This is a genomic window from Curtobacterium pusillum, from assembly GCF_013359865.1.
Lineage (GTDB): Bacteria > Actinomycetota > Actinomycetes > Actinomycetales > Microbacteriaceae > Curtobacterium > Curtobacterium pusillum.
In genome coordinates, this window is sequence record NZ_JABMCE010000062.1 from 46,515 (window position 1) to 67,122 (window position 20,608).

Here is a 20,608-nt window from a genome sequence, read left to right on the forward strand (position 1 = left end):
ACGACCGCGGATGCCGTCGTGTCGTCCGGGGCCGGCCCACCCGAAGGGCCGGCCCCGGGACGTTCATGCGCGCGGGTACCGGAAGGTCCGCACTTCGTAGGCGTCGACGGGGAACGCGGCGACGCCGTCTGTGACCGAGGCGACGCCCGGCAGCGACGGGTCGGACTCCTCGAGCAACGTCACCTCGACGGGGTCGCCGAAGACGGCACCGGTAGCGGTAGCGGTACCGGACACCGCGATGCCGCCGGTCCCCCGCCGCCCGGAGGGCTCGTAGACGCGGACGACCAGGTCGCCGGAGCGGTCGTCGGCCAGCTTGACGCTCGACAGCACGACGTCGCCGGACACCTGGACGAGCGGCTCGAACCCGCGGGCGCCCGTGATCGTCCGGGCGCTCGCGTTCATGACGACCCCGGCAGACGTCGCGCCGAGCTGGTCGGCGCCGATGACGATGCCGTACCGGTGCGTCTGCACGCCCTGGTCGGTCTCCGGGTCGGGGAACCGCGGTGCGCGGAGCAGCGACAGCCGCACGGTCGTGGTGACGTGGCCGTCGACGGCGTCGCGCGTGGTGTCGAACCCGTGGATCGAGTCGTTCACGAGCGCGACCCCGAAGCCCGGCTCCTCCACCAGCACGTAGCGGTGCATCGAGGTCTCGAACTTCGCGGCCTCCCACGAGGTGTTCGTGTGCGTGACGCGCTTCTGGGCACCGAACTGCGTCTCCGCGACGGTGTGCTCGGCGCGGACGTCGAGCGGGAACGCGACCTTGAGGAACTTCTCGGTCTCGTGCCAGTCCGTCGTCTGGTCGAACTCCAGGGTGCGGGAGCCGGGCGCGAGGGTGATCTCCTGCCTGACCGTCGAGTCGCCGAAGGCACGCTCCACGACGAGCCGCGCCACGCCGGTCCGGTCGTCCACGCAGGCGGTCAGCCCGGTCACCGCCACGAGGTCCTCGACCCGGTTCCGGTAGTACCGGTCGACGTCCCACGCGTCCCACATGTTCGGGAAGTCCTGGTGCAGCTGCAGCAGGTTCGCCGCCTGGCCGGGAGCGATGGCGTCGCGCCCGGTGGTCAGGTCGACGGCGCTCGTCACGAGCCCCTGGGCGTCGACGACGACCCGGACGAGGTCGTTCGCCAGGACGTACCCGCCGTCCTGCTCGGCCAGCGACACGGCGGTCACGTCCGCCACGTCGGTCGCCAGGACAGCACCGAGCGCGGGTGCGCCGGCCTGGAGGAACGGGGCCGGGTTCACGACGACCGTCGCGTCCCCGGCACCGGCCAGTGCCGACAGCGCCTGCTGGATGATCGCGGTGAGGCTCGCGGCCGTCTCGGCGTACTTCGCCACTGCCTCGCGGTGCACCCATGCGATGGAGGTACCGGGCAGGATGTCGTGGAACTGCTGGAGGAGGACCTGCTGCCACAGGGCGTCGAGTTCGTCGTACGGGTAGGCGAAGTCGGTGCGGGCTGCCGCGGTCGTTGCCCACAGCTCGGCCTCGACGAGCAGCTGCTCGCACCGGCGGTTGCCCTGCTTCGTGCCGTGCTGACTGGTGAGCGTGGCGCGGTGGAGTTCGAGGTAGAGCTCACCGACCCACACCGGCGGGTCGGGCAGCTCGGCCTTCGCCCGGTCGAAGAACGTGTCCGGGTGCTCCCAGCGGACCTTGGCGCTGCCCTCGAGGTCCGCCAGTCGCTTCGCGGTGCCGGTCATCTCGCGGGTGGTGCCGCCGCCGCCGTCGCCCCAGCCGACCGGGGCGATCGAGCCGGTCGCGAGCCGGTTCTCGCGGAACTGCCGGGACGCCTTCGCGACCTCGCTGCCGGACAGCCGCGAGTTGTACGTGTCCATCGACGGGAAGTGCGAGAACACCCGCGACCCGTCGATGCCCTCCCAGAGGAACGTGTGGTGCGGGAACTTGTTCACCTGGTTCCACGAGATCTTCTGCGTGAAGAACCACTCGAAGCCCGCGCGGCGCATGAGCTGCGGCAGCGCCGGCGAGTACCCGAAGCTGTCCGGCAGCCAGACGCCCTTCGGCCGGATGCCGAACTCCCGCTCGAAGAACCGCTGTCCCTGGGAGAACTGCCGCACGATGCTCTCGCCGGTCGGCATCACGGTGTCGGACTCGACCCACATGCCGCCGATGGGCAGGAACCGACCGGCCTCGACCGCGGCCTTGACCCGGGCGTAGACCTCCGGCCGGTGTTCCTTGATCCAGGCGTACTGCTGCGCACTGGACATGCCGTAGAGGAACTCGTCGGTCTGGTCGATGAGCTCGGTCATGGTCGAGGTGGTCCGGGCGACCTTGCGGATCGTCTCCCGCACGGGCCACAGCCACGCGGAGTCGATGTGGGCGTGCCCGACGGCGGAGATCGTGTGCGCTGAGGCCTCGGCCGGTGCTGCCAGGACGTCGGCGAGCGCCGCGCGGGCGTCCGGTGCGGTCGCGGCGATGTGCTGCAGGTCGAGCCGGTCGAGGGCGTCGTCGAGTGCCTGCAGGATCCGCATCCGCCGTGGCCCCTCGGGCAGTTCGGCCTGGAGTTCGAGCAGGACCTCCATGTCGAGGGCGAGTTCGTGCACCTCGGACTCGAACACGGCGAGGTCCATCCGGCGGCTCGTGTAGAGGCGCTTCGAGGACGAGGTCTGCACGTCGCCCTCCTGCGTGGGGAGGAAGGGGTGGTAGTCGAGCAGGACGGGGTTCGACGCGGCCTCGACGAAGAGCTCGACGGTCTCGCCGCCCTCGGCCCGCTCCGTGACGAGCACCCACTGGTTCCGCGGGTTGATCGACTTCACCGGGGAGCCGTCGGCGAGGTACACGAGGCCCTCGCACTGGAAGCCGGGCATGTTCTTGTCGAACCCGAGGTCGATGACGACCTCGACGCGACGGCCCGCCCAGTGGGCCGGTACCGTCCCGGTCAGCCGGAACCACGTCGTCCCCCACGCAGCACCCCACGTCGTGCCGACCTCGTACGGTGCGAAGTCGAGCTGCAGCCCTTCCGCGGGCGGGATCGGCTCCCCCGGCAGCTCGTGCCACGCGGTCGCGAGCGGCGTCGCCGTGGCGTGGACCGCGGGCAGGATCCGCTCGTCGAGGACGCGTCGTGCCCGTCCGGTGGTGAGGGGGATGTCGTCGTGCATGGGGACCTTCCTGGTTCGGGAGGGCCGGCGTCGGAGCCGGCGGCGGTGCGGTGTGGCGGTGGCGGTGGCGGTGTCGGTGGCGGTTCAGGTCGTGCGGGTGCTGCTGGGAGCGTCGGCGGTGCCGCGTCCGTCGTGCGGGTCGTGCGGGTCGGGGTCCGGGCCCGGGCCCGGGTCAGGGCATGGTCGCCGGGTGCGCGACGGACAGCGCCGTGCCGTCGAGGTCGGCGGGGACGTCCACGCAGCGGGTGATCCCACGAGCGGCGAGCAGCCCTGCATCGCCGAGCCGGGAGCGCAGGACGACCTGGGGCCCGCGCCCGTCCGGGTCGGTCTCGGCGAGCGCCAGCCATGCCGCCGCGAACCGGCCGCCCGGCGCGCAGTCGGCTCGGAGACCGTACCGGGTCGTCCCGTCCGCCAGGACGTCGTCGAGCACGAGCCCCGTCGTCGTCGGCGCAGGCGTCGCGGCGGTCCCCGCGCCCGCCCGTGAGCCGTGTTCCCGGGCGAGGGCGGCGAACGCCTCCCCCGCGGGCTTCAACCGGCCGTCGTTCGTGAACAGGCCGAGGTCGTACTCGAGCTCCGGGAAGTCGGCGAGCGACCGGGAGACGTCGTGCGAACACCACCACGTGACCCCGAGCACGTTCTGCGCGTCGAGCACGTGCCGGATGGTCTGCTCGGTGAACGAGGCGGCGTCGGCGGGGTCGACCACGTTCGTCGGGGCCCCGACCTCCTGCAGCCAGTTGGGGCGTGCGGGGTCGCGGTTCCACGCGGCGGCGAGCTGCAGCAGGTACTCGCCGTGCCGGACCGATCCGGGTCCCAGTGCGCCGTGCAGTGTGGCCGATCCGTTGAACACCCACGAGTGCGTGACGGTCGCGTCGCCGTGGTCCGCCGCGTGCTCCGGGCCGAAGGGCTGCGCGTCGTCGTACCAGGCCGCGTCGTACTGTGCGACGGTGACCAGCGGCTCGGGACGCGACCCGGCGCTGCCCGCGACCGGCGGGGCGGACGCGTGCCGCGCCTCCAGACCGACCGCACCGGACCCACCGGATGACAGCCCGCGCCGCGCCGCGGCGACCATCGCCGCCGCCCACGCGTGTCCCTGCTCCGCCGTGATGTCGTGCGGCGACGGGTGCGGCGCGTGCGCGAACTGGTTGACCTCGTTGCCGATGGTGATCCCGAGCAGGTTGGGTCGGTCCGCGACGGCTGCGGCGAGCGCCTCCACGTACGCGGCCGTCGACGCGACGACGTCCGGGTCGGTGAACATGTTCCGCCGGTGCCAGCTGTCGAGCCACGAGGGGACGAAGTCGAAGCTCGACAGGTGTCCCTGCAGCGCGTCGACGTTCACGTCGAGCCCGAACGATCCGGCGATGTCGACGACGGTCGCGACGTCGGCGAGCGCCTGCTTCCGGATGAGGGTCCGGTTCGGCTGGACGACCGGCCACAGCGGGAAGATCCGCACGTGGTCGGCGCCGAGCGACGCGATCGCCTCCATGTCCCGGGCGGTGTCCGACGCGGAGAAGTCGAGCCACGAGTGGAACCATCCGACGGAGGGGGTGTGGTTGACGCCGAAGCGCATCAGCCCTTCACCCCGCCCTCTTCGACGCCCTTGAAGAAGAAGCGCTGCAGGACGGCGAAGATCACGGCGATCGGGATGAAGGCGATCATGGTGCCGGCCGCGATCATGCGCTGGTCGGTGGCGAACGTGCCCTGGAGGTACTGCAGACCGACCGTGAGGGTGAGGTTCTCCGGGGACTGCAGGACGATGAGCGGCCAGAGGAAGTCGTCCCACGCGCCGATGAACGAGAAGATCGCGATCACGGCGATGGTGCCCTGCACGGCGGGCAGCGAGATGTAGCGGAGCCGCTGCATCGCGTTGGCGCCGTCCATCACGGCGGCCTGGTCGATCTCCTCGGGGATCTGCCGGAACGCGTTGAACATGAGCAGCACGTTGAGCGCGGCGATCATGCCGGGCAGCGCGACGCCGACGAGGTTGTCGGCGAGGCCGAGGTCCTTCACGGTGACGAACTGGCTGATGATCGTCGCCTCGCCCGGTAGCACCAGGGTGGCGAGGAACAGGCCGAGGACGGCCTTCCGGAAGCGCCACTGCAGGCGGGCGAGGGCGAACCCGGCGAGCGTCGCGAACACGATGTTGCCGAACACGTCGATCGCGGCGACGAGCAGCGAGTTGCCGATGTAGCGCCAGACCGGGATCGCTGCAGCGACCTTGAGGTAGTTCTCGATCGTCGGCTGGGTCGGGATGAAGGACGGGTTCGCCGTGTAGATGTCCTCGCCGGCGCCCTTGAGCGAGGTGGACAGCTGCCAGAGGAACGGGCCGATCGTGATGAAGAGCACCACCACGAGCAGGACGTAGCGGATCACCTTCTCGCGGGTGGACATGACGCCCCAGACCTGGCGGCGCCGCTTCCGGCCGTCACCGCCCTGCCTGGAGGCGCGGCGTGCGCCCGTCGCTCCGCTCACATCGGGCGCGGGTGCGGCTGCGCCGGCGGCGCCCCCGATGACCGGTTCCGTGGTCGAGGTCGTGTTCGTCACTTGTCCGCCTTGCTGTTCATCCGCGCGAGCGCGAGCATCGGGATGAGCGTCACGACGAAGAGCAGGAGGCTCAGGGCGGACGCGTAGCCGAGGTTGCCGGTGAAGCCGCGGGCGTACTGCTGGATGAGCATGACGAGGGAGTTGTCCTGCCCGCCCGGTCCACCCGTGCCGTTGGTGAGGATGTAGAGCTCGCTGAACACCCGGAGCGCGCTCACGCACACGAGGATGCCGACGAGTGTCATCGTCCCGCGGACGCCCGGCATGGTGACCGACCAGAACCGACGCACGGAGCCGGCGCCGTCGAGGGCGGCCGCTTCGTGCAGGTCCTTGCCGACGTTCGCGAGTGCCGCGAGGAAGATGATCATGTAGTAGCCGAGGCCCTTCCACACCGTCAGGCTGATCGCGCTGATGAGCAGCAGCCACCGGTCGGTGAGGAACGGGATGCCCGCGCCGCCGAGGGCCTTCACGATCTCGTTGATGACCCCGCGGTCGTCGAGGATCCAGGTCCAGATGAGCCCGACGACCACCGCGGAGGCGATCACCGGGGTGTAGTAGGCCGTCCGGAAGAAGGCGATCCCGGGCAGCTTCTGCTGCACGAGCACCGCCATGAGGAGCGGGAGGACCGTCAGCAGCGGCAGGCAGATCGCCATGTAGATGACGCTGTTGAGCAGCGCCTCCCACACCTGGGGATCCGCGAGCAGGGCCTCGAAGTTCCGGAAGCCGACCCACTGGCTGACGCCGCCGAGGGGGCTGGCGTTCGTGAACGACAGCCGCACGGTGTTGATCGACGGCCAGAGGCTGAACCCGACGAGCCAGACGAGTGCCGGCAGGACGAGCAACCAGGGGGTGAACCAGCGGTTCGCGCGCATGACGGTCCTCCTGTTCCGATGCGCCGACTAGCCGTTGGCCAGCAGGCTGTTCATCTTGGTCTGGGCCGTCTGCAGCGCCTTCTCCGGCGTCACCTGGCCCTTCATCGCGAGGGCGATCTGCTGGTCGAGGAAGTCCGTCATCGCGGAGTTCGCCTCGACCGGGTTGAGCACCTTCGCCTTCTTGAGCGCCTCGTTCGCGAGCACGCGGGCCTTGCCGTTCACGGTGCCGTCGTCCTTCGAGAAGTACGGGTCGGACTGCGACGACGTGGTCGACGGGAAGATGTTCACGAGGTGTGCGAACGCCTCCTGGTTCTTCGCGTTCGTCATGAACTTCGCGAAGGCCTCTGCCGTGGCGAGGTGCTTCGACTTGCTCGAAACGGACAGGCCCTGCACGTAGAGCGGCGGGGTGTCGAGCGCCGGGCTCACGGTCACCTTGCCCTTGAGCGACGGGTTGTTCTTCTCGAAGTCGGCGAGCGACGTCGCGCCACCGGTCGTCCACGCGACCTTGGCCTGCGTGAACAGGGTGGAGTTGCCGAGGTAGTCGCTGTTGAGGACGTTGGAGGGCATGTAGCCGTCCTGGTAGGCGGTCTTGTACCGGTCGATCAGGTCGGCCGCCTTCGAGGAGTCGGCGAAGGTGAACTTCGTGCCGTCCGAGTTGAGCACCTTGACGCCGGCGAGGGTGAAGTCGCCGAGCCCGGGCTTCCGGCTCATGAGGTAGTCGGTCGGGCAGTTGTCGTGCATGGTCTTCGCCTGCGTGAACAGGTCGTCGGTGGTCTTCGGCGGGTTGTCCGCGTCGAGCCCGCACTTCGCGAACATGTCGCTGTTCCAGTAGTCGACGTCGGTGTTGAGGTACCACGGGTACCCGTACGTGCCGTCGAGACCCTTGTACTCGTACGAGTCGAGCGCGCCGGAGACGTAGGTGCTCGCCAGCTTCGAGTCGTCCTTCGACACGTCCTGCAGGTACCCGCGCTTGGCGAGCGGCAGGGCGATGTCCGGCGGGAGGTTGATGACGTCCGGCAGCGTGTTGGACGACGCCTGGCTGAGCACCTTGTCGGCGTAGCCGTCGCCGGGCTGGTCCTGCAGCTTGACCTTCGCGTCCGGGTGGGCCTTCTCGAAGTCCTTGATGACCCCGTTGAGGTAGTCGGTGTAGGTCGGCGTGAGCGCCCAGGTCTGCAGGGTGATGGTGCCGCTGATGTCCCCGCCCCCTGCGCCGCTCGAGCCGCTGCTGCCGCCCGAGCAGCCGGTCAGGACGAGCGCGGTCGCAGCCGCGGTGGCGAGCAGCGCGACCGCGCGGCCCTTCGTCACTCGTGTCGTGGTCCTCATGGGATCTGACTCCTTCGTCATCCGCTGAACCGGTTCAGTTCCTGTCGCCGAACCGGTCGAATGCAGCGATGCTGGCGAACTAAAGCGCTATAGTCAAGTCCGTGCCCAAGAACCGTCGCACGACGATCGCCGACATCGCCGCGCGCGCCGGTGTGTCCATCAGCGCGGTCTCGTTCGCGCTCAACGACCGCCCGGGGGTGTCCGACGAGACCCGCGCGCGGGTCCGTGCCGTCGCCCGGGAACTCGACTGGCAACCGCACACCGCGGCGCGTGCCCTCGGTGGCGCGAAGGCCGGGTCGATCGGCTTCGTCCTCAACCGGCCGGCGCGGACGCTCGGCACCGAGTCGTTCTTCGGCGACCTCATCTCGGGCATCCAGCTCGGACTCGCCGGCAGTCACGTCGGCATGAACCTCCTCGTCGCGCGGGACGCCGTCGAGGAGCTCGAGACCTACCGGGACTGGTGGCGCGGGCACCGGGTCGACGGCGTGATCGTGATCGATCCCCGCCGTGACGACGACCGGCTCGCCCTGCTGGCGGAACTCGGGATGCCGACCGTGATCGTCGGGTCGCACCCCTCCGCCGAGGGCGCCGCGCCCAGCGTCTGGATCGACGACTCGGACGCGACCGACACCGTGCTGCGGTACCTGCACGCACTCGGCCACCGGCGGATCGCGCACGTCGCCGGCCGGCCCGAGTTCGAGCACACAGCGATGCGGATCGATCGTGTGCGGGCGTTCACCGGGGCGGAGGGACTCGAGGAGACCGAGTCGATCCCGACCGACTACTCCGCCGAGGCGGGGGCGAGTGCGACGCGGACGCTGCTCTCCCGGGCCGTCCGGCCGACTGCGATCGTGTACGACAACGACGTGCTGGCGGTTGCCGGCCTCGGCGTCGCGAGCGAGATGGGCGTCGCGGTGCCGGGGGACGTCTCGATCGTGTCGTTCGACGACTCGGCGATGATCCGGCTGGTCCGGCCGTCGATCACCTCCTTGACGCGCGACACCGTGGAGCTCGGGCAGCGGGCGGCGACCCTCCTGCGCGAGCAGATCGACGCCGGCGCTCCGCTTCCGTCACGCCCGGGACCGTCCCTGACCCTGAGCGTCCGCGAGTCGACCGGCCGAGCCCGCCCCTGACCGCTCTCGACACGCCGGTCATGGATCGCGGGTGTCCACCGGCGACGCGGCCGACTTGACGCCGATTCGAACACACGTTCGAATACTGTCGTGGGAAGGCGTCGCGAGGACCGGTGGCAGCCCCCGGAGCACCCGGAGGTCGAACGTCCGCGCGCGTACTCCCTGTCCGAGGACGCCCGCGGCCCCGACGTCTGCCACGCCGTCACCCCCGTGCCGGTGTGGGCCTGGATCCAGTTCCCCTCGTTCCACGTCCGGGTGAAGGCCTTCGCGAAGAGCTGGACCCGCGACGCCGTGCTCGTCGAGTGGGCGCAGTTCGGGCAGCAGGCGAACGCGTGGGTGTGGCGCTCCGCCGTGAAGCACCGCACCCTGCGCGCGGACGTCAGCAGGCGCAGTCCGGAGAACGCACCGCATTGACTTCCCCTGACAGGACGACGATGGTTGAGAGAACACCGGTACGACGAGCAACTCGACGATCGAGACACTCGATCCGAATGCTGGAACTGGGAGGAGGCACCGTGAAGAAGAGCGAGGTGCCGTCCTGGGTCGCCCACGTGCTCACGCCGCCCGAGGTCATCGCGGCGTACGTCGAACGACGAGTCAACGACCCGTCGCTCCTGACGGGCGAGCGGTCGGAACCCACGTACGCGGATTTCCTCTGCGACGAGTAGACGGGTCTTCCTGGAGGCGCGGACCGCGTTCCGTCGTCACGGAACGGAATCCGCGCCTCCAGGCCCACGGCCGCGCTCGCGTCGTCCGGACAGCGTCACCCCGACGCTCGCCGCGGTGACGCACCCGAGCGCCACGATCTCGAGCGGCGCGAGGCCCTCGCGCAGGATCGCCAGGCCCGCGAGGGCCGCGATCGCCGGCCCGAGGCTCTGCAACACCCCGAACACCCGGGTCGGCATCCGGCGGAGTGCGAGCATCTCCAGCGCGTAGGGCAGCACGCTCGACAGCACGGCGACGCCGCCGAACACCAGGAGCAGCACCGGTTCGCGCACGACCCCGTCGACGGCGGACCGGAGCCCGAACGGCAGCGACACGAGCATCGCGACGAGCATCGACACCGCGAGGCCGTCGACACCGGGGATCGCCGCGCCGACGTGCCGGTTCATGACGATGTACCCGGCCCAACACGCCGCGGCGAGGACGGCGAACACCACGCCGGAGACCGCGGTCACCGCTGCCGGGCCCACCCCGAGCAGCACCACCCCGGCGAGCGCGAGCACCGCCCAGAGGACGTCCCGCCACCGCCGGGTGTGCGCGAGGGAGAGGGTGAGCGGCCCGAGGAACTCGATGGTCACCGCGATGCCGATCGGGATGCTCGCGAACGCCACGTAGATGAAGACGTTCATGCCGCCGAGCGCCAGTCCGAGGCCGATCGCACCGAGCCACTGCGCCCGGTTCCAGCGCCGGACCCGCGGACGGACGACGAGCGCGAGGACGACGGCGCCGATCACGAGGCGGAGCGTGGCGGCCCCGACCGAGCCGACGTCGTCGAACCGGGTCTTCGCGATCGCCGCGCCGAGCTGGACGGACACCATCGCGGCGAGTGCGAGGACCGGCGCGGGGATCCTGCTCAACGGTGTTCCGCTCAACCCAGGTAGGCCAGCACGGCCAGGACGCGACGGTGGTCCTCGCCCGTGTCCTCGAGCGCGAGCTTGCCGAAGATGCTCGACACGTGCTTCTCGACCGCGCCCGTCCCGATGACCAGTGCGCGGGCGATCGCGGCGTTCGTGCGCCCCTCGGCCATGAGTCCGAGCACCTCGCGCTCGCGCGGGGTGAGGGCCTCGAGCGGGTTGCGGCGGCGGCTCATCAGCTGCGTGACGACCTCGGGATCGAGCACGGTGCCTCCGGCGGCGATCCGGCGGACGGCGTCGTCGATCTCCTCGAGCCGGGTGACGCGGTCCTTCAGCAGGTACCCGATGCCCGTCGCGCCGGCGGCGAGGACGTCCTCGGCGTAGGTGGCCTCGACGTACTGGGAGAGCAGGAGGACCCCGGTGCGCGGTGCCAGGCGGCGGGTCTCGACGGCCGCGCGGACACCCTCGTCCGTGAAGGTCGGCGGCATCCGCACGTCCATCACGACGACGTCGGGGGCGTGCTCGGGGAGCGTCGCGAGGAACGAGTCCGCGTCGGAGTACTGCCCGACGACGTCGATCCCGGCTTCGTCGAGCACCCGCGAGAGCCCTTCGCGCAGCAGGACGGCGTCGTCGACGACGACGGCCCGGATGCGTGCTGCATCCGGGCCGTCGCTCATGCCGACCAGCCTAGCGGGAGCCCGCGCGCTCCCGCGGAGTCACCCCCCGCGGGGTCACGCCCGTGCGGTGGGCACGCCGTTCAGGGCGCCGAGCGGGATCCGCGCGGTGGCCTCGGTCGGGCCGCCCTCCGGGCTGGACACGGTGAGCTCGCCGTCGAGCGCGCGCATCCGGCCCATCAGCCCCTCGATGCCGTGACCCTCCTGCGGGCGGGCACCCCCGCGGCCGTCGTCGGTGACGCTGACCGTGAGGTACCAGAGCCCCGAGGCGTCGACCACGAGACCGAGGTAGACCCCGGCGGTGGAGGCGCCGGCGTGCTTCGTGGTGTTCGTGAGGAGCTCGCTCACCGTGAAGTACACGTTGCGCTGGATCTCCGTCGCGAGCTCGAGCCCGTCGGGCAGGCGGACGTCGAGTCCGACCGGGATCGGCGTGCGGGCGACGAGGGCTTCGAGCGCGGCGACGAGACCACGGTCGAGCAGGATCGGCGGGGCGAACCCGCGGGACAGGGCGCGCAGTTCGTCGAGGGCGTCCTTGGCGTGCTCGGACGCCTCGCCGATGAGCTGCTTCGCCTTCGCCGGGTCCTTGTCGAAGGCCCGCTCGGCGGCGGACAGGTCCATGCGCAGCCGGACGAGTCGCTGCTGGGGCCCGTCGTGCAGGTCACGCTCGATCTGGCGGAGCGCCTGCCCCTCGGCGGTCACCGCACCGGCACGGGAGGCCTGCAGACCGGCGACGCGCTGCTCGAGCTGTTCCGCGCGGAAGCCGCCGAGCAGGCCGAAGTCGATCCAGTAGTGGGCGAGGACGGAGCCGCGGGCCCAGAGCGGGAAGAGCGCGACCGAGGCGGCCATGCTGACCGCGCACGCCAGGGCGCCGAGCGTCCACGCCCAGCTCTGGTCGAACTCCGCGTACGCCAACGCCTGGTTGATCTCCCAACCGTTCGCGAGCGCGGCGATGCCCGCGACGATCGGGCCGAAGAACCCGGCGAACAGGACCGCGCCGGCCCCCACGGTGCAGAGCGCCGCGAGCGGGTAGACGACCGCCGCGTGCAGCAGGTACAGCCAGTAGTGCGGGTTGGCGACCGCGGAGCCCGTACGCGTCCACCAGTTCTGCTGCCAGCGCGGCGTCCAGTCCACCGGACGGATCGGCCGACTGTCGGCCCACCCGATACGGAGCTTCTCGAACGCGCCGAGCCACCGCGCCACGAACAGTGCGATGAAGAACATCAGCAGCGTGAACGGGTTGAACAGGTCGTGCGAGCCGCCGCCGAAGATCGCCGCGGGGAACGCGAAGTACAGCGTGCAGAGGAGCACCGCCGTGAGCGCCATGTACCCGAAGTCACGCGGCAGGCGCTTCCAGGCGTCCCGGTAGAACGCACCGGCGGTCACGCCCGAACCAGACCCGGAGCCCGCGCTCGTTCCCGGCGGCGGGGTCGATGCCCAGGCGGGCGGCGTCTGGTGCGGCTGCGGGGGCATCGGTTCGGTGGCTCCTGGTGGGACGGAGTCGTTCAGCGGGACGGTCTCGGCCTGGTCGAGGCGGGCGGTGTCGGTCATGACACCCAGCCTCGCGATCCGGGGCTCGTTCCCCCATCCTGCCCCCTCCCGAACCCGGGGTGGGGTTATCCCCCGCCTCCGAGTACCGTGGATTGCATGCAGAACGTCACGGGCGTCCGGGCGGTTTCAGCGGCAGCAGTCGCCGCGGCGCTCGTGTTCGGCTTGCGCGGGCTGGTCGGGGCCGTGGTGCTCCTGCAGTGGGACCCTCCCGAGGCGGCGCTGCTCGTCGGCACGGTGGTCGGCGGCATCGGCGCAGCGGTCGTGTTCGTCGCAGCGATGCAGGCGCGAGATCGTCGGGCGCTCGCGATCGGCGTCTCCACGCTCGCGTTCGCACTCGCCTGGGGGATCCCCGGTCCGATCGGCTCGGTGCTGTACGTCATCGCCCAAGGCGCGCTCATCGCCTTCGGCGTGCTCACGCTCCGGAGCGCGCGTGGGGTGCAGCGGGCGTTCGGCTGGATCGTGGCCGTCGCGGCCGCACTGTGGTTCGTCGTCGACCTGCTGGCGCAGACGGGGGCGTACCTCGCGCTGTCACAGGAGGCGCTCGGCCTCGTCCTCTCGATCCCCGGGCTGCTGCAGGCGGTCGCGTACTTCGCGGCGGCGGTCCTCGTCGCCGTGCCCCTGCTCGAACCGGTCGGCCGCGGCCTCGGTGCGCTCTGGTCCTCCGCCGAGGTCCGCTGACGCTCCTGGAGACGGGTGTCGCGTCTTCCGGACGACGTGTGCCACGCTGACGACATGCGGCACACACCCCACTTCCTGATGACCGACGTCGACGAGGTGAAACGCCTCGTCGACGGCAATCCGTGGGCCACCATCGTGTCGCACACCGGAGCCGGCCTCGTCGCGTCGCACTACCCGTTCCTCCTCGACACGTCGGGCGCCGACGACCACGAGATCGTCCTCGTCTCGCACGTCGGCCGCCCCGACGAGGTCGCCCACGAGCTGGGGCGGCACGAGGTGCTCGTCGTGTTCCAGGGACCGCACGGCTACGTCTCCCCCGCCTGGTACCCGCCGGAGCAGTTCGTCCCCACCTGGAACCACGTCACGGCGCACTGCTGGGGCACGCCGGAGATCCTGTCCGACGAGGAGAACTTCCGGGTGCTCGGCGAACTCGTCGACCACTTCGAGCGGGCCATGCCGTCGCCGATCTCGCTCGAGGTCGACGAGGAGACCGCCCGGCGCACGGCGAAGGGCACCGTCGGGATCCGCATCCGGGTCACCCGGTTCGACGCCCGCGCGAAGCTCTCGCAGAACAAGGCCCCCGAGGTGGTGGAACGCATCATCGCGGGCCTCCGCTCGGACGGGCCGTACGCGTCGCCGGCGCTCGCCGACGAGATGGAGCGAGCACACGGCCTGGAGGAACGGTGACGGAGGTCCTGCTCCGCACCGTCCGCCGGGTGGGTACGTCCGGCGCCCCCTCCGACGTGGCCGTCGTCGACGGGCGCATCGCGGCGATCGCGCCCGCCGGCACGCTCGACCCGGCGGACGCCGACACCGAGGTCGTGGAGGCGGCGGGCGCATGGCTCGCGCCCGGCCTCGTCGACCACCACGTGCACTTCGACCAGTGGGCCCTCGTCCGCCGCCGTGTCGACGTCTCCGCCTGCGACTCGGCCGAGGCGACCGCCGGCCTCCTGGGGCAGGTGGCTCGCACGGGCGTCGCGGACCGCGTCCTCGTCGGCCACGGCTACCGCGACGGGATGTGGCCCCGCCCTGCACGACGCGAGCTGCTCGACCAGGCCGCGCCGGGCCTCCCGACCGTCGTCATCAGCGGCGACCTGCACGCCGTGTGGTGCAACACTGCGGCCCTCGCGCACTTCTCCGGACTCGTCGGCCGGCCCCTCGTCGCTGGCGAGGACGGGGTCCTGCGCGAGCAGGACGCGTTCGACGTGACCGGCGCGCTGTCCCGCGTCCCCGACGACGTGCTCGACGGGTACGTCGCCGACGCCGTCGAGGCGGCGAGCGCCCGCGGCGTGACGCGGGTCGTCGACCTCGAGATGGTGTTCGGCCTCGACCGGTGGACCCGACGCGTGCACGCCGGGATCGACGGGCTCCGCGTCGACTCGGGCGTCTACCCGGGCGACCTCGACGATGTGATCGCGCGTGGGCTCCGCACGGGCGACGTGGTCGAGGGCACCCGCGGGCTCCTCCGGATGGGGCCGTTCAAGGTGATCACCGACGGGTCGCTCGGTACCCGGACCGCCGCGGTGTCCGACGCGTACGACGAGCTCGGCGGGCACGGGCTGCTCACGTGGCCGCCCGAGGAGGTCGTTCCGACGGTCCGTCGCGCGGTCGACGCCGGACTCGTGCCGGCGATCCACGCGATCGGCGACCGGGCGAACACCCTCGCGCTCGACGTGTTCGAAGCGGTCGGCACACGAGGCACGATCGAGCACGCGCAGCTGCTCGATCGTGCCGACCTCGAGCGGTTCGCGAGGCTCGGGGTGGCGGCGTCCGTGCAGCCCGAACACGCCATGGACGATCGGGACATCGCGGACCGCTACTGGGCCGGCCGCACCGACCGGGCGTTCGCGTTCGCGTCGCTCGACCGCGCGGGCGCCCGGCTGCTCCTCGGGTCGGACGCTCCCGTGGCCCCGCTCGACCCCTGGATCTCGATGGCGGCGGCGGTCGGACGCGATCGCGACGGGCGGCCGGCGTGGCACCCCGCCGAACGGATCCGGGCGCTGACCGCCTGGCAGGGCTCGACGGACGGCCGGGTCGGGGTCGCCGTCGGTGACGTCGCGGACCTGGTGCTCGTGGAGTCGGACCCGCTGGCCGCGTCGTCGGGTTCCCTGCGCGGCATGCGCGTGCTGGCGACGGCGATCGCGGGGCAGTTCACGTACCGCGACCTCTGATCACCGGCTACTTCTGGTCCTTCGGGCACCAGTAGAGCTTCCGGCCGGCCATCTCCGCCATCCGGATCTCGGTGCCGCACACCCGGCAGGGCTCACCCGCACGGTGGTACACCCAGTGCCGGTCGTCGCGCGAGGCCATCGCAGCCTTGTACTCGTCCGCCGGCAGGTCGTCCATGGTCATCATCTGGCCGATCCGGACACCGTCGTGCAGGAGCTTCGACCAGTCCGCCCACAGCGCCTTCGCCTGCTTCACGGTGATCTTCTTGCCCGGCTTGTACGGGTCGATGCGCTGCCGGAAGAGCAGCTCGGCACGGTAGACGTTCCCGATGCCGGACACCACGGCCTGGTCCATGAGCAACTGACCGATCGCGACGTTCCGGCTGCGGACGTTGTCGACGAAGGCCTGCTCGGCCTCGGGACCGTCGTCGTTCATCGGGTCGGGGCCGAGCTTGTCGAGCGCCTTCTGGACCCCGGCGGGGTCCTCGACGACGCACGCGGTCGGGCCCCGGAGGTCCGCGACGGCGTCCTCGGTCAGGATCCGCACCCGGACCTGACCGACGGGGTCCGGCGGGAACGACTCGATGGGGTCCTCGAGCTTCTCCTGCTCGGCCATCCGGTACCGGGCACGTCGGGGCGCGCCGATGCTCCTCAGTGAGTCCTCACCCGCGGCGTCCTGCAGTTCCGTTCCGCGCTGGTTCGTCTGGCCCATCCGACCGTTCGCGCTGCGCATCGTCGCATCGGTGGAGATGTCGCCCGCAAAGTCCCACGCGCCGTACAGCCCGAGGTGCACGCGGAGGAACTGGTCGCCCTCGAACTCGAGGAACATCTGCTTGCCGACCGCCCGGGCCGCGATCATCTTCGTGCCGTCGAGCTTCGCGGCACCGGCTGCGAACCGACCCTGCGGACTCGACACCTCGCAGACGTGCCCGACGAAGTGCAGGGCGAACTGGCGGGCGATGCGGTGGACGGAGTGACCCTCGGGCATGCTCTCGTTGTACTCGGTACCTCTGACGGACTTCGGTTACGCGTCGATCTGCTTGCCGGCGATCAGGCCGGTCGTCTCGTACTCGGCGAGCTGCGCGATGCGACGGGCGTGCCGTTCCTCGCCGGAGAAGGGCTCGGCGATGAAGAGGTCCACGAAACGGATCGCCTCGTCCTCGGTGTGCTGGCGCGCCCCGATCGAGATGACGTTGGCGTCGTTGTGCTGCCGGGCGAGGAGCGCGGTGGACTCGTTCCACACGAGCACCGCCCGGATGCCCTCGACTTTGTTCGCAGCGATCTGCTCGCCGTTGCCGGAACCGCCGAACACGACGCCGAGGGCCTCGACGCCCGCGCGCTGGTCCACCACGACGGCGTGGGCGGCGTTGATGCAGAACGAGGGGTAGTCGTCGAGCGCGTCGTACTCGGTCGGACCATGGTCCACCACCTCGTGTCCCGCTTCCGTGAGGTGCGTTGCGAGGGTCTTGTTGAACTCGAGGCCGGCGTGGTCCGTTCCGAGGTGGATGCGCATGGCACCGATCCTATTCCTGCGACTACTGGCCCCGGACCACCACGACGACGTACCGTGTGGGGTCCTCGCCCGGGTTCCGGTAGACGACGTCGGCCGGCTCACCGAGCTCGATCCGGTCCCCCGCCGCGAGCCGCGTCGGCTCACCGCCGACGACGACTTCGAGCACGCCGTCGACGACCCAGATGCAGTGCCGCAGGAACGCGTAGGCGGACGCCGGGTAGGCAACTTCGCGGCCTGCCGGGAGGCGCACCTCGGTGACGTCCGCGGGGAAGGCCGCGCTCGAGACGGGACGGCGCCGGTACCCGGTCTCGGGATCGGTCCAGGAGTCGGCGGTCGCGCCGCGTTGGACGCCGCGCGCCTCGTCGGGGTCGGCTCCCCTGGGCACCTCGTGGTCGAGCGCCTCGTCGAGGAGCTGCGAGACGGTGAGACCGAACGCCCCGGACAGCCGCCCGAGGATCGTCGCCGTCGGGCTGGACACGCCACGCTCGACGCGGTTGATCATGGCCCGGGAGACGCCGGACTCCTCGGCGAGCTCGGTGAGGCTCCACTTCCGCTCGGTGCGCAGCCGCTGCAGGCGCTCCCCGAGCCGCCGCTGATCGGCGTCGTCGCTGTCCTCAGCCCCGGTTTCGGCTTCCGGGCGAGCATCGTCTACGATCTGAGACATGGCGACAGCATATGCGACGAACTCGGGGGCTCCGGTCACCGTGCGGGACTGCGAGTCACGGGACCTCGACGTCGTCCACGCGCTGCACGTCGACGCGGTCCTGCACTCCACCGCCATCTGGCAGGAGGAGCCGCACCCGCGCTCGTACTTCGACGGCTGGCTCGCCGAGCGGCGTGCCGACGGGTACCCCGTGATCGTGGCCGAGATCGACGGGCGCGTCGCCGGCTACGCCTCGTACTCGCAGTGGCGCCCGCACCAGGGGTACCGGCTGACCGTCGAGCACAGCGTCTACGTCGTCGAGGAGTTCCGCGGCCGAGGCGTCGCGACCGCCCTGATGAACGCCCTGGTCTCACGTGCGAAGGACGAGGGCCGGCACGTGATGATCGCGGGGATCTGCAGCACCAACACGGGGTCGATCGGCCTGCACGAGCGCCTCGGGTTCACCACCGTCGCGGTCGTGCCCGAGGTCGGCCGCAAGTTCGGCCGGTGGCTGGACCTGACGCTGATGCGGCTCCCGCTCGCCTGATCGTCGGCCCGGTCGTACCCCGGTCGTCCGCGCTCACTCCTCGTCCGGCATCGGGACCTCGAGCGGCGGGGGCGATGGGCGGAACCGTGGTGCGGTGTCGCCGTGCGCGACGGGACGGTGGTCGGAGAACCACGCGTACGCGACCGCTTCGTCGGGTTCGGCCGGGCTCTCGTCGAGGCAGTCGTTGCAGCGCGCGTGCCAGCCGTCGTCGTCGTGCCATCGGTGCGGGTGCCCCTTCGCGACCCAGTCCGGCGACCACTTCACATCGAAGGCGTACACGATCTCGGCGGCGATGCCCCACGCCACGCTCTTGAGCACCTTCTCGTCGATGCCGGCGTCCCAGGCGAGCTGGCCGTACCGGAGTTCGGTGAAGACGTTGTCCGCGAGCAGCTCGTGGTTCTTGTCGTCCCAGCCGTCGCTCGCAGAGCGCACGACGACGGAAGGCGTGTTCGCGGCGATCGTCGGCGTGACGTCGCTCGCTTGGTCGGTCCGGGCAGCGTCGGCGCTGTGCGTCCGCGCGTACCGCTCGCCCTCCGTCGTGTTCATCAGCCACACGGAGTTCGCGAGGTCGTCGTCGGATTCGCCGGCATCGGGCGCACTGACGTAGCGACCACGGACGGTCGCGATCCGGTCCGCGACGTTCCGCTCGGGTTCGACGAACGCGAGTTCCGAACCGGCACGGACGAACAGCCCGCTCGTCAGCAGGCCCCGGCGGATGCCGACCTCGACGGAGCGCAACGCCATCGCCCGGGCTCGGGTGCCGTCGGGTTCGTGGTCGGTCCGCGCCATGCGGTGCAGCGCGCGGAGGTCGGTCGCGCAGCCGTTCCGGTTGAACTCCGTGAGGTCCAGCAGTAGCTGCTCTTCGGGAGTCCGCGGCGCTGGCTCGGTGCTCGGCGCCAGGCCGGTGTCCTGCCGGACACTGCGGCGCTGCACCCTGGGGTCCTCGGCGTCGACGTGCGGGATGACGTCGATGTACGCCTCGTGGCCGGGGAGCGGCTCCCGCATCGCGGCCACGGAGCCGTCAGGCATCGCGCGGACCTCTTCCGCGGGGAACGGGACGTACTCGAGGCGGGCGTCAGACAACGATCTCATCTCCATGCTCTTCGATGACGTTCCCGTCCTCGTCCCAGATCCCGCTTCGGTGAGCGACCACTTCTTCACCCGCTGCTGTTCGTCGGTCGCGTTCCACTTCGAAGGCACGATCACCGAGCTCCGTGTCCATCAAGTAGCACGGCCAGAACGGGACTTCGGCGTGCCGACCTTCGCCGCGGTCCCCGCGCACGCCTCGCCGAACGACGTGAGCGCTGCGGCGACGTCAGGCGATCCGTCCGCAGCGGCGGCGAGCGCTTCGAGTGCCGCGCTCAGCGAAGCTGCGTGCTCTGCGACATCGGACGCAGCGGCACGAACGTGCGCAACCGTCTGCTCGGACGCGCCGCGGTCCACGCGGTACGACTCCCCCATCGAGCTCCCCATCCCCTGATACTTCACCGGCTGGTCGCGACCATAGCAGGGACGGGAGGCACGGTGCCAGCCCGCACCGCGCCTCCAGTCCGCATGTGGCGGTGCGACGCATGATCGCGCCACGTTGCATGCCTGCAAAACGGGGCGCAACGCCCGCAACGGCGCGCGACTGTCGGACGGGAGGCGCGGGGCCGGCCCGCACCGCGCCTCCGGTCCGTCAGGCAGTGGTGTCGAAGATCGGACCGACCGTGCGCGAGCGCTTGAGTTCGAAGAAGCCCGGGTACTTCGCGACGGCGACGACGCCGTCCCACAGGTCGAGGGCTTCTTGCCCCTTCGGAGCCGGGGAGATGACCGGGCCGAAGAACGCGGTGCCCTCGACCGCGATGACGGGCGTACCGACGTCCTGACCGACGCGCTCGATGCCGTCCTGGTGACTCGCGCGGACGGCCTGGTCGACCTCGTCCGTCCAGGCGTAGTCGAGCAGATCGGCGTCGAGCCCGAGCTCGGCGAGGACCGCGGGGACGACCTGCGCGGGGTCCTTCTCCTGGCGGTGGTGGATGTGTTCGCCGAGCGCGTCGTAGAGCGGCTTCACGATGTCCTGGCCGAGGCGGAGGCGCGCCGCCGTGACGATGCGCGGGTAGATCTGCCCGGCCTCGGTGCGCTTCCGGTAGTCCTCGGGGATGTCCTGGTCCTCGTTGAGGACGAACAGGCTCATGACCTTCCAGGTCACGTCGAGGTCGCGGTGCTCGGCCACGTCGCCGACCCAGCGGCTCGTCATCCAGGCCCACGGGCAGTTCGGGTCGAACCAGAACTCCACAGCGG

At 71.0% G+C, this 20,608-nt stretch carries 20 protein-coding genes; 7 read left to right on the plus strand and 13 right to left on the minus strand.

Annotated features, from left to right (window positions below):
* Positions 1-63 precede the first annotated feature (63 nt).
* The 5 genes from HP507_RS05630 to HP507_RS05650 form a co-directional block, all read right to left on the minus strand.
* On the minus strand, positions 64-3,111 hold the full coding sequence (locus HP507_RS05630; RefSeq protein WP_175350861.1) for an alpha-mannosidase: 3,048 nt from the start codon (positions 3,109-3,111) through the stop codon (positions 64-66).
* Between the two features lie 172 nt (positions 3,112-3,283).
* Positions 3,284-4,678 carry a glycoside hydrolase 5 family protein gene (locus HP507_RS05635; RefSeq protein ID WP_175350862.1) on the minus strand — a complete coding sequence of 465 codons (1,395 nt, stop codon included), beginning with the start codon at positions 4,676-4,678 and terminating at the stop codon, positions 3,284-3,286.
* Entirely contained in the window at positions 4,678-5,652 is a 975-nt protein-coding gene (locus HP507_RS05640) for a carbohydrate ABC transporter permease (protein WP_271207158.1), read from the minus strand. Before HP507_RS05640 ends, HP507_RS05635 begins: the two co-directional genes overlap by 1 nt.
* Entirely contained in the window at positions 5,649-6,521 is an 873-nt protein-coding gene (locus tag HP507_RS05645) for a carbohydrate ABC transporter permease (RefSeq protein ID WP_175350863.1), read from the minus strand. The genes HP507_RS05640 and HP507_RS05645 overlap by 4 nt, the downstream gene beginning before the upstream one ends.
* Positions 6,522-6,548: 27 nt before the next feature.
* Positions 6,549-7,844, minus strand: coding sequence for an ABC transporter substrate-binding protein (locus HP507_RS05650; RefSeq protein WP_175350864.1), 1,296 nt, complete (start codon positions 7,842-7,844; stop codon positions 6,549-6,551).
* A 101-nt stretch (positions 7,845-7,945) separates the two neighbouring features.
* On the opposite strand from HP507_RS05650, the gene HP507_RS05655 reads away from it, so the two are divergent.
* The 3 genes from HP507_RS05655 (at position 7,946) to HP507_RS05665 (ending at position 9,645) form a co-directional block, all read left to right on the plus strand.
* A complete protein-coding gene (locus HP507_RS05655; protein WP_175350865.1) occupies positions 7,946-8,977 on the plus strand; it encodes a LacI family DNA-binding transcriptional regulator in 1,032 nt (343 codons plus the stop codon).
* 90 nt (positions 8,978-9,067) lie between these two features.
* Positions 9,068-9,391, plus strand: a complete 324-nt coding sequence (locus HP507_RS05660; protein WP_175350866.1) for a hypothetical protein — start codon at positions 9,068-9,070, stop codon at positions 9,389-9,391.
* A 101-nt stretch (positions 9,392-9,492) separates the two neighbouring features.
* The gene (locus tag HP507_RS05665; RefSeq protein ID WP_175350867.1) at positions 9,493-9,645 is read left to right on the plus strand and encodes a hypothetical protein; all 153 of its coding nucleotides are present in this window, start codon (positions 9,493-9,495) and stop codon (positions 9,643-9,645) included.
* Between the two features lie 36 nt (positions 9,646-9,681).
* Here the strand turns inward: HP507_RS05665 and HP507_RS05670 are convergent, their stop codons facing one another.
* The 3 genes from HP507_RS05670 to HP507_RS05680 are packed head-to-tail and all read right to left on the minus strand — an operon-like array spanning position 9,682 to position 12,776.
* On the minus strand, positions 9,682-10,557 hold the full coding sequence (locus HP507_RS05670) for an EamA family transporter (protein WP_175350868.1): 876 nt from the start codon (positions 10,555-10,557) through the stop codon (positions 9,682-9,684).
* An 11-nt stretch (positions 10,558-10,568) separates the two neighbouring features.
* Complete coding sequence (locus tag HP507_RS05675; protein ID WP_175350869.1) at positions 10,569-11,231, minus strand: response regulator transcription factor; 663 nt, start codon at positions 11,229-11,231, stop codon at positions 10,569-10,571.
* Positions 11,232-11,285: 54 nt separating this feature from the next.
* Positions 11,286-12,776 carry a sensor histidine kinase gene (locus HP507_RS05680; protein ID WP_175350870.1) on the minus strand — a complete coding sequence of 497 codons (1,491 nt, stop codon included), beginning with the start codon at positions 12,774-12,776 and terminating at the stop codon, positions 11,286-11,288.
* A gap of 96 nt (positions 12,777-12,872) precedes the next feature.
* On the opposite strand from HP507_RS05680, the gene HP507_RS05685 reads away from it, so the two are divergent.
* From HP507_RS05685 to HP507_RS05695, 3 genes are read left to right on the plus strand one after another with little or no spacing between them, the layout of a single operon-like run.
* Positions 12,873-13,454, plus strand: a complete 582-nt coding sequence (locus HP507_RS05685; protein WP_175350871.1) for a hypothetical protein — start codon at positions 12,873-12,875, stop codon at positions 13,452-13,454.
* 54 nt (positions 13,455-13,508) lie between these two features.
* Positions 13,509-14,141 (plus strand): FMN-binding negative transcriptional regulator, encoded by a 633-nt coding sequence (locus tag HP507_RS05690; protein WP_175350872.1) that lies wholly within the window; start codon positions 13,509-13,511, stop codon positions 14,139-14,141.
* Positions 14,138-15,625: an amidohydrolase gene (locus HP507_RS05695; RefSeq protein WP_175350873.1), complete on the plus strand. Its 1,488-nt coding sequence runs from the start codon at positions 14,138-14,140 to the stop codon at positions 15,623-15,625. The genes HP507_RS05690 and HP507_RS05695 overlap by 4 nt, the downstream gene beginning before the upstream one ends.
* A gap of 7 nt (positions 15,626-15,632) precedes the next feature.
* On the opposite strand, the gene HP507_RS05700 is transcribed toward HP507_RS05695, so the two are convergent.
* Genes HP507_RS05700 through HP507_RS05710 form a run of 3 tightly spaced genes read right to left on the minus strand, consistent with a single transcriptional unit; the run spans position 15,633 to position 17,799 of the window.
* Positions 15,633-16,610, minus strand: a complete 978-nt coding sequence (locus HP507_RS05700) for an Fpg/Nei family DNA glycosylase (protein WP_175350874.1) — start codon at positions 16,608-16,610, stop codon at positions 15,633-15,635.
* Between the two features lie 36 nt (positions 16,611-16,646).
* A complete protein-coding gene (locus HP507_RS05705; RefSeq protein WP_175350875.1) occupies positions 16,647-17,135 on the minus strand; it encodes a ribose-5-phosphate isomerase in 489 nt (162 codons plus the stop codon).
* 22 nt (positions 17,136-17,157) lie between these two features.
* Positions 17,158-17,799: a helix-turn-helix domain-containing protein gene (locus tag HP507_RS05710; protein ID WP_175350876.1), complete on the minus strand. Its 642-nt coding sequence runs from the start codon at positions 17,797-17,799 to the stop codon at positions 17,158-17,160.
* Between HP507_RS05710 and HP507_RS05715 the strand changes: the two genes are divergently transcribed.
* Complete coding sequence (locus HP507_RS05715; RefSeq protein ID WP_175350877.1) at positions 17,798-18,325, plus strand: GNAT family N-acetyltransferase; 528 nt, start codon at positions 17,798-17,800, stop codon at positions 18,323-18,325. The two genes, HP507_RS05710 and HP507_RS05715, sit on opposite strands and share 2 nt — an antisense overlap.
* A 33-nt stretch (positions 18,326-18,358) precedes the next feature.
* Here HP507_RS05715 and HP507_RS05720 read toward each other — a convergent pair whose 3' ends face one another.
* Together HP507_RS05720 and HP507_RS05725 are read right to left on the minus strand one after the other, a co-directional pair.
* Positions 18,359-19,408 carry a hypothetical protein gene (locus HP507_RS05720; RefSeq protein ID WP_175350878.1) on the minus strand — a complete coding sequence of 350 codons (1,050 nt, stop codon included), beginning with the start codon at positions 19,406-19,408 and terminating at the stop codon, positions 18,359-18,361.
* Positions 19,409-20,003: 595 nt separating this feature from the next.
* Positions 20,004-20,564, minus strand: a complete 561-nt coding sequence (locus HP507_RS05725; RefSeq protein ID WP_254700965.1) for a mycothiol-dependent nitroreductase Rv2466c family protein — start codon at positions 20,562-20,564, stop codon at positions 20,004-20,006.
* Positions 20,565-20,608: the final 44 nt, after the last annotated feature.

Bases quoted from the DNA above. Each gene is read 5' to 3' on its own strand.
- HP507_RS05680 (WP_175350870.1), bottom strand. From the start codon at position 12,776: ATGACCGACACCGCCCGCCTCGACCAGGCCGAGACCGTCCCGCTGAAC.
- HP507_RS05700 (WP_175350874.1), bottom strand. From the start codon at position 16,610: ATGCCCGAGGGTCACTCCGTCCACCGCATCGCCCGCCAGTTCGCCCTG.
- HP507_RS05675 (WP_175350869.1), bottom strand. From the start codon at position 11,231: ATGAGCGACGGCCCGGATGCAGCACGCATCCGGGCCGTCGTCGTCGAC.
- HP507_RS05725 (WP_254700965.1), bottom strand. From the start codon at position 20,564: ATGACGAGCCGCTGGGTCGGCGACGTGGCCGAGCACCGCGACCTCGAC.
- HP507_RS05635 (WP_175350862.1), bottom strand. From the start codon at position 4,678: ATGCGCTTCGGCGTCAACCACACCCCCTCCGTCGGATGGTTCCACTCG.
- HP507_RS05650 (WP_175350864.1), bottom strand. From the start codon at position 7,844: ATGAGGACCACGACACGAGTGACGAAGGGCCGCGCGGTCGCGCTGCTC.
- HP507_RS05715 (WP_175350877.1), top strand. From the start codon at position 17,798: ATGGCGACAGCATATGCGACGAACTCGGGGGCTCCGGTCACCGTGCGG.
- HP507_RS05685 (WP_175350871.1), top strand. From the start codon at position 12,873: ATGCAGAACGTCACGGGCGTCCGGGCGGTTTCAGCGGCAGCAGTCGCC.
- HP507_RS05710 (WP_175350876.1), bottom strand. From the start codon at position 17,799: ATGTCTCAGATCGTAGACGATGCTCGCCCGGAAGCCGAAACCGGGGCT.
- HP507_RS05645 (WP_175350863.1), bottom strand. From the start codon at position 6,521: ATGCGCGCGAACCGCTGGTTCACCCCCTGGTTGCTCGTCCTGCCGGCA.
- HP507_RS05630 (WP_175350861.1), bottom strand. From the start codon at position 3,111: ATGCACGACGACATCCCCCTCACCACCGGACGGGCACGACGCGTCCTC.
- HP507_RS05690 (WP_175350872.1), top strand. From the start codon at position 13,509: ATGCGGCACACACCCCACTTCCTGATGACCGACGTCGACGAGGTGAAA.
- HP507_RS05705 (WP_175350875.1), bottom strand. From the start codon at position 17,135: ATGCGCATCCACCTCGGAACGGACCACGCCGGCCTCGAGTTCAACAAG.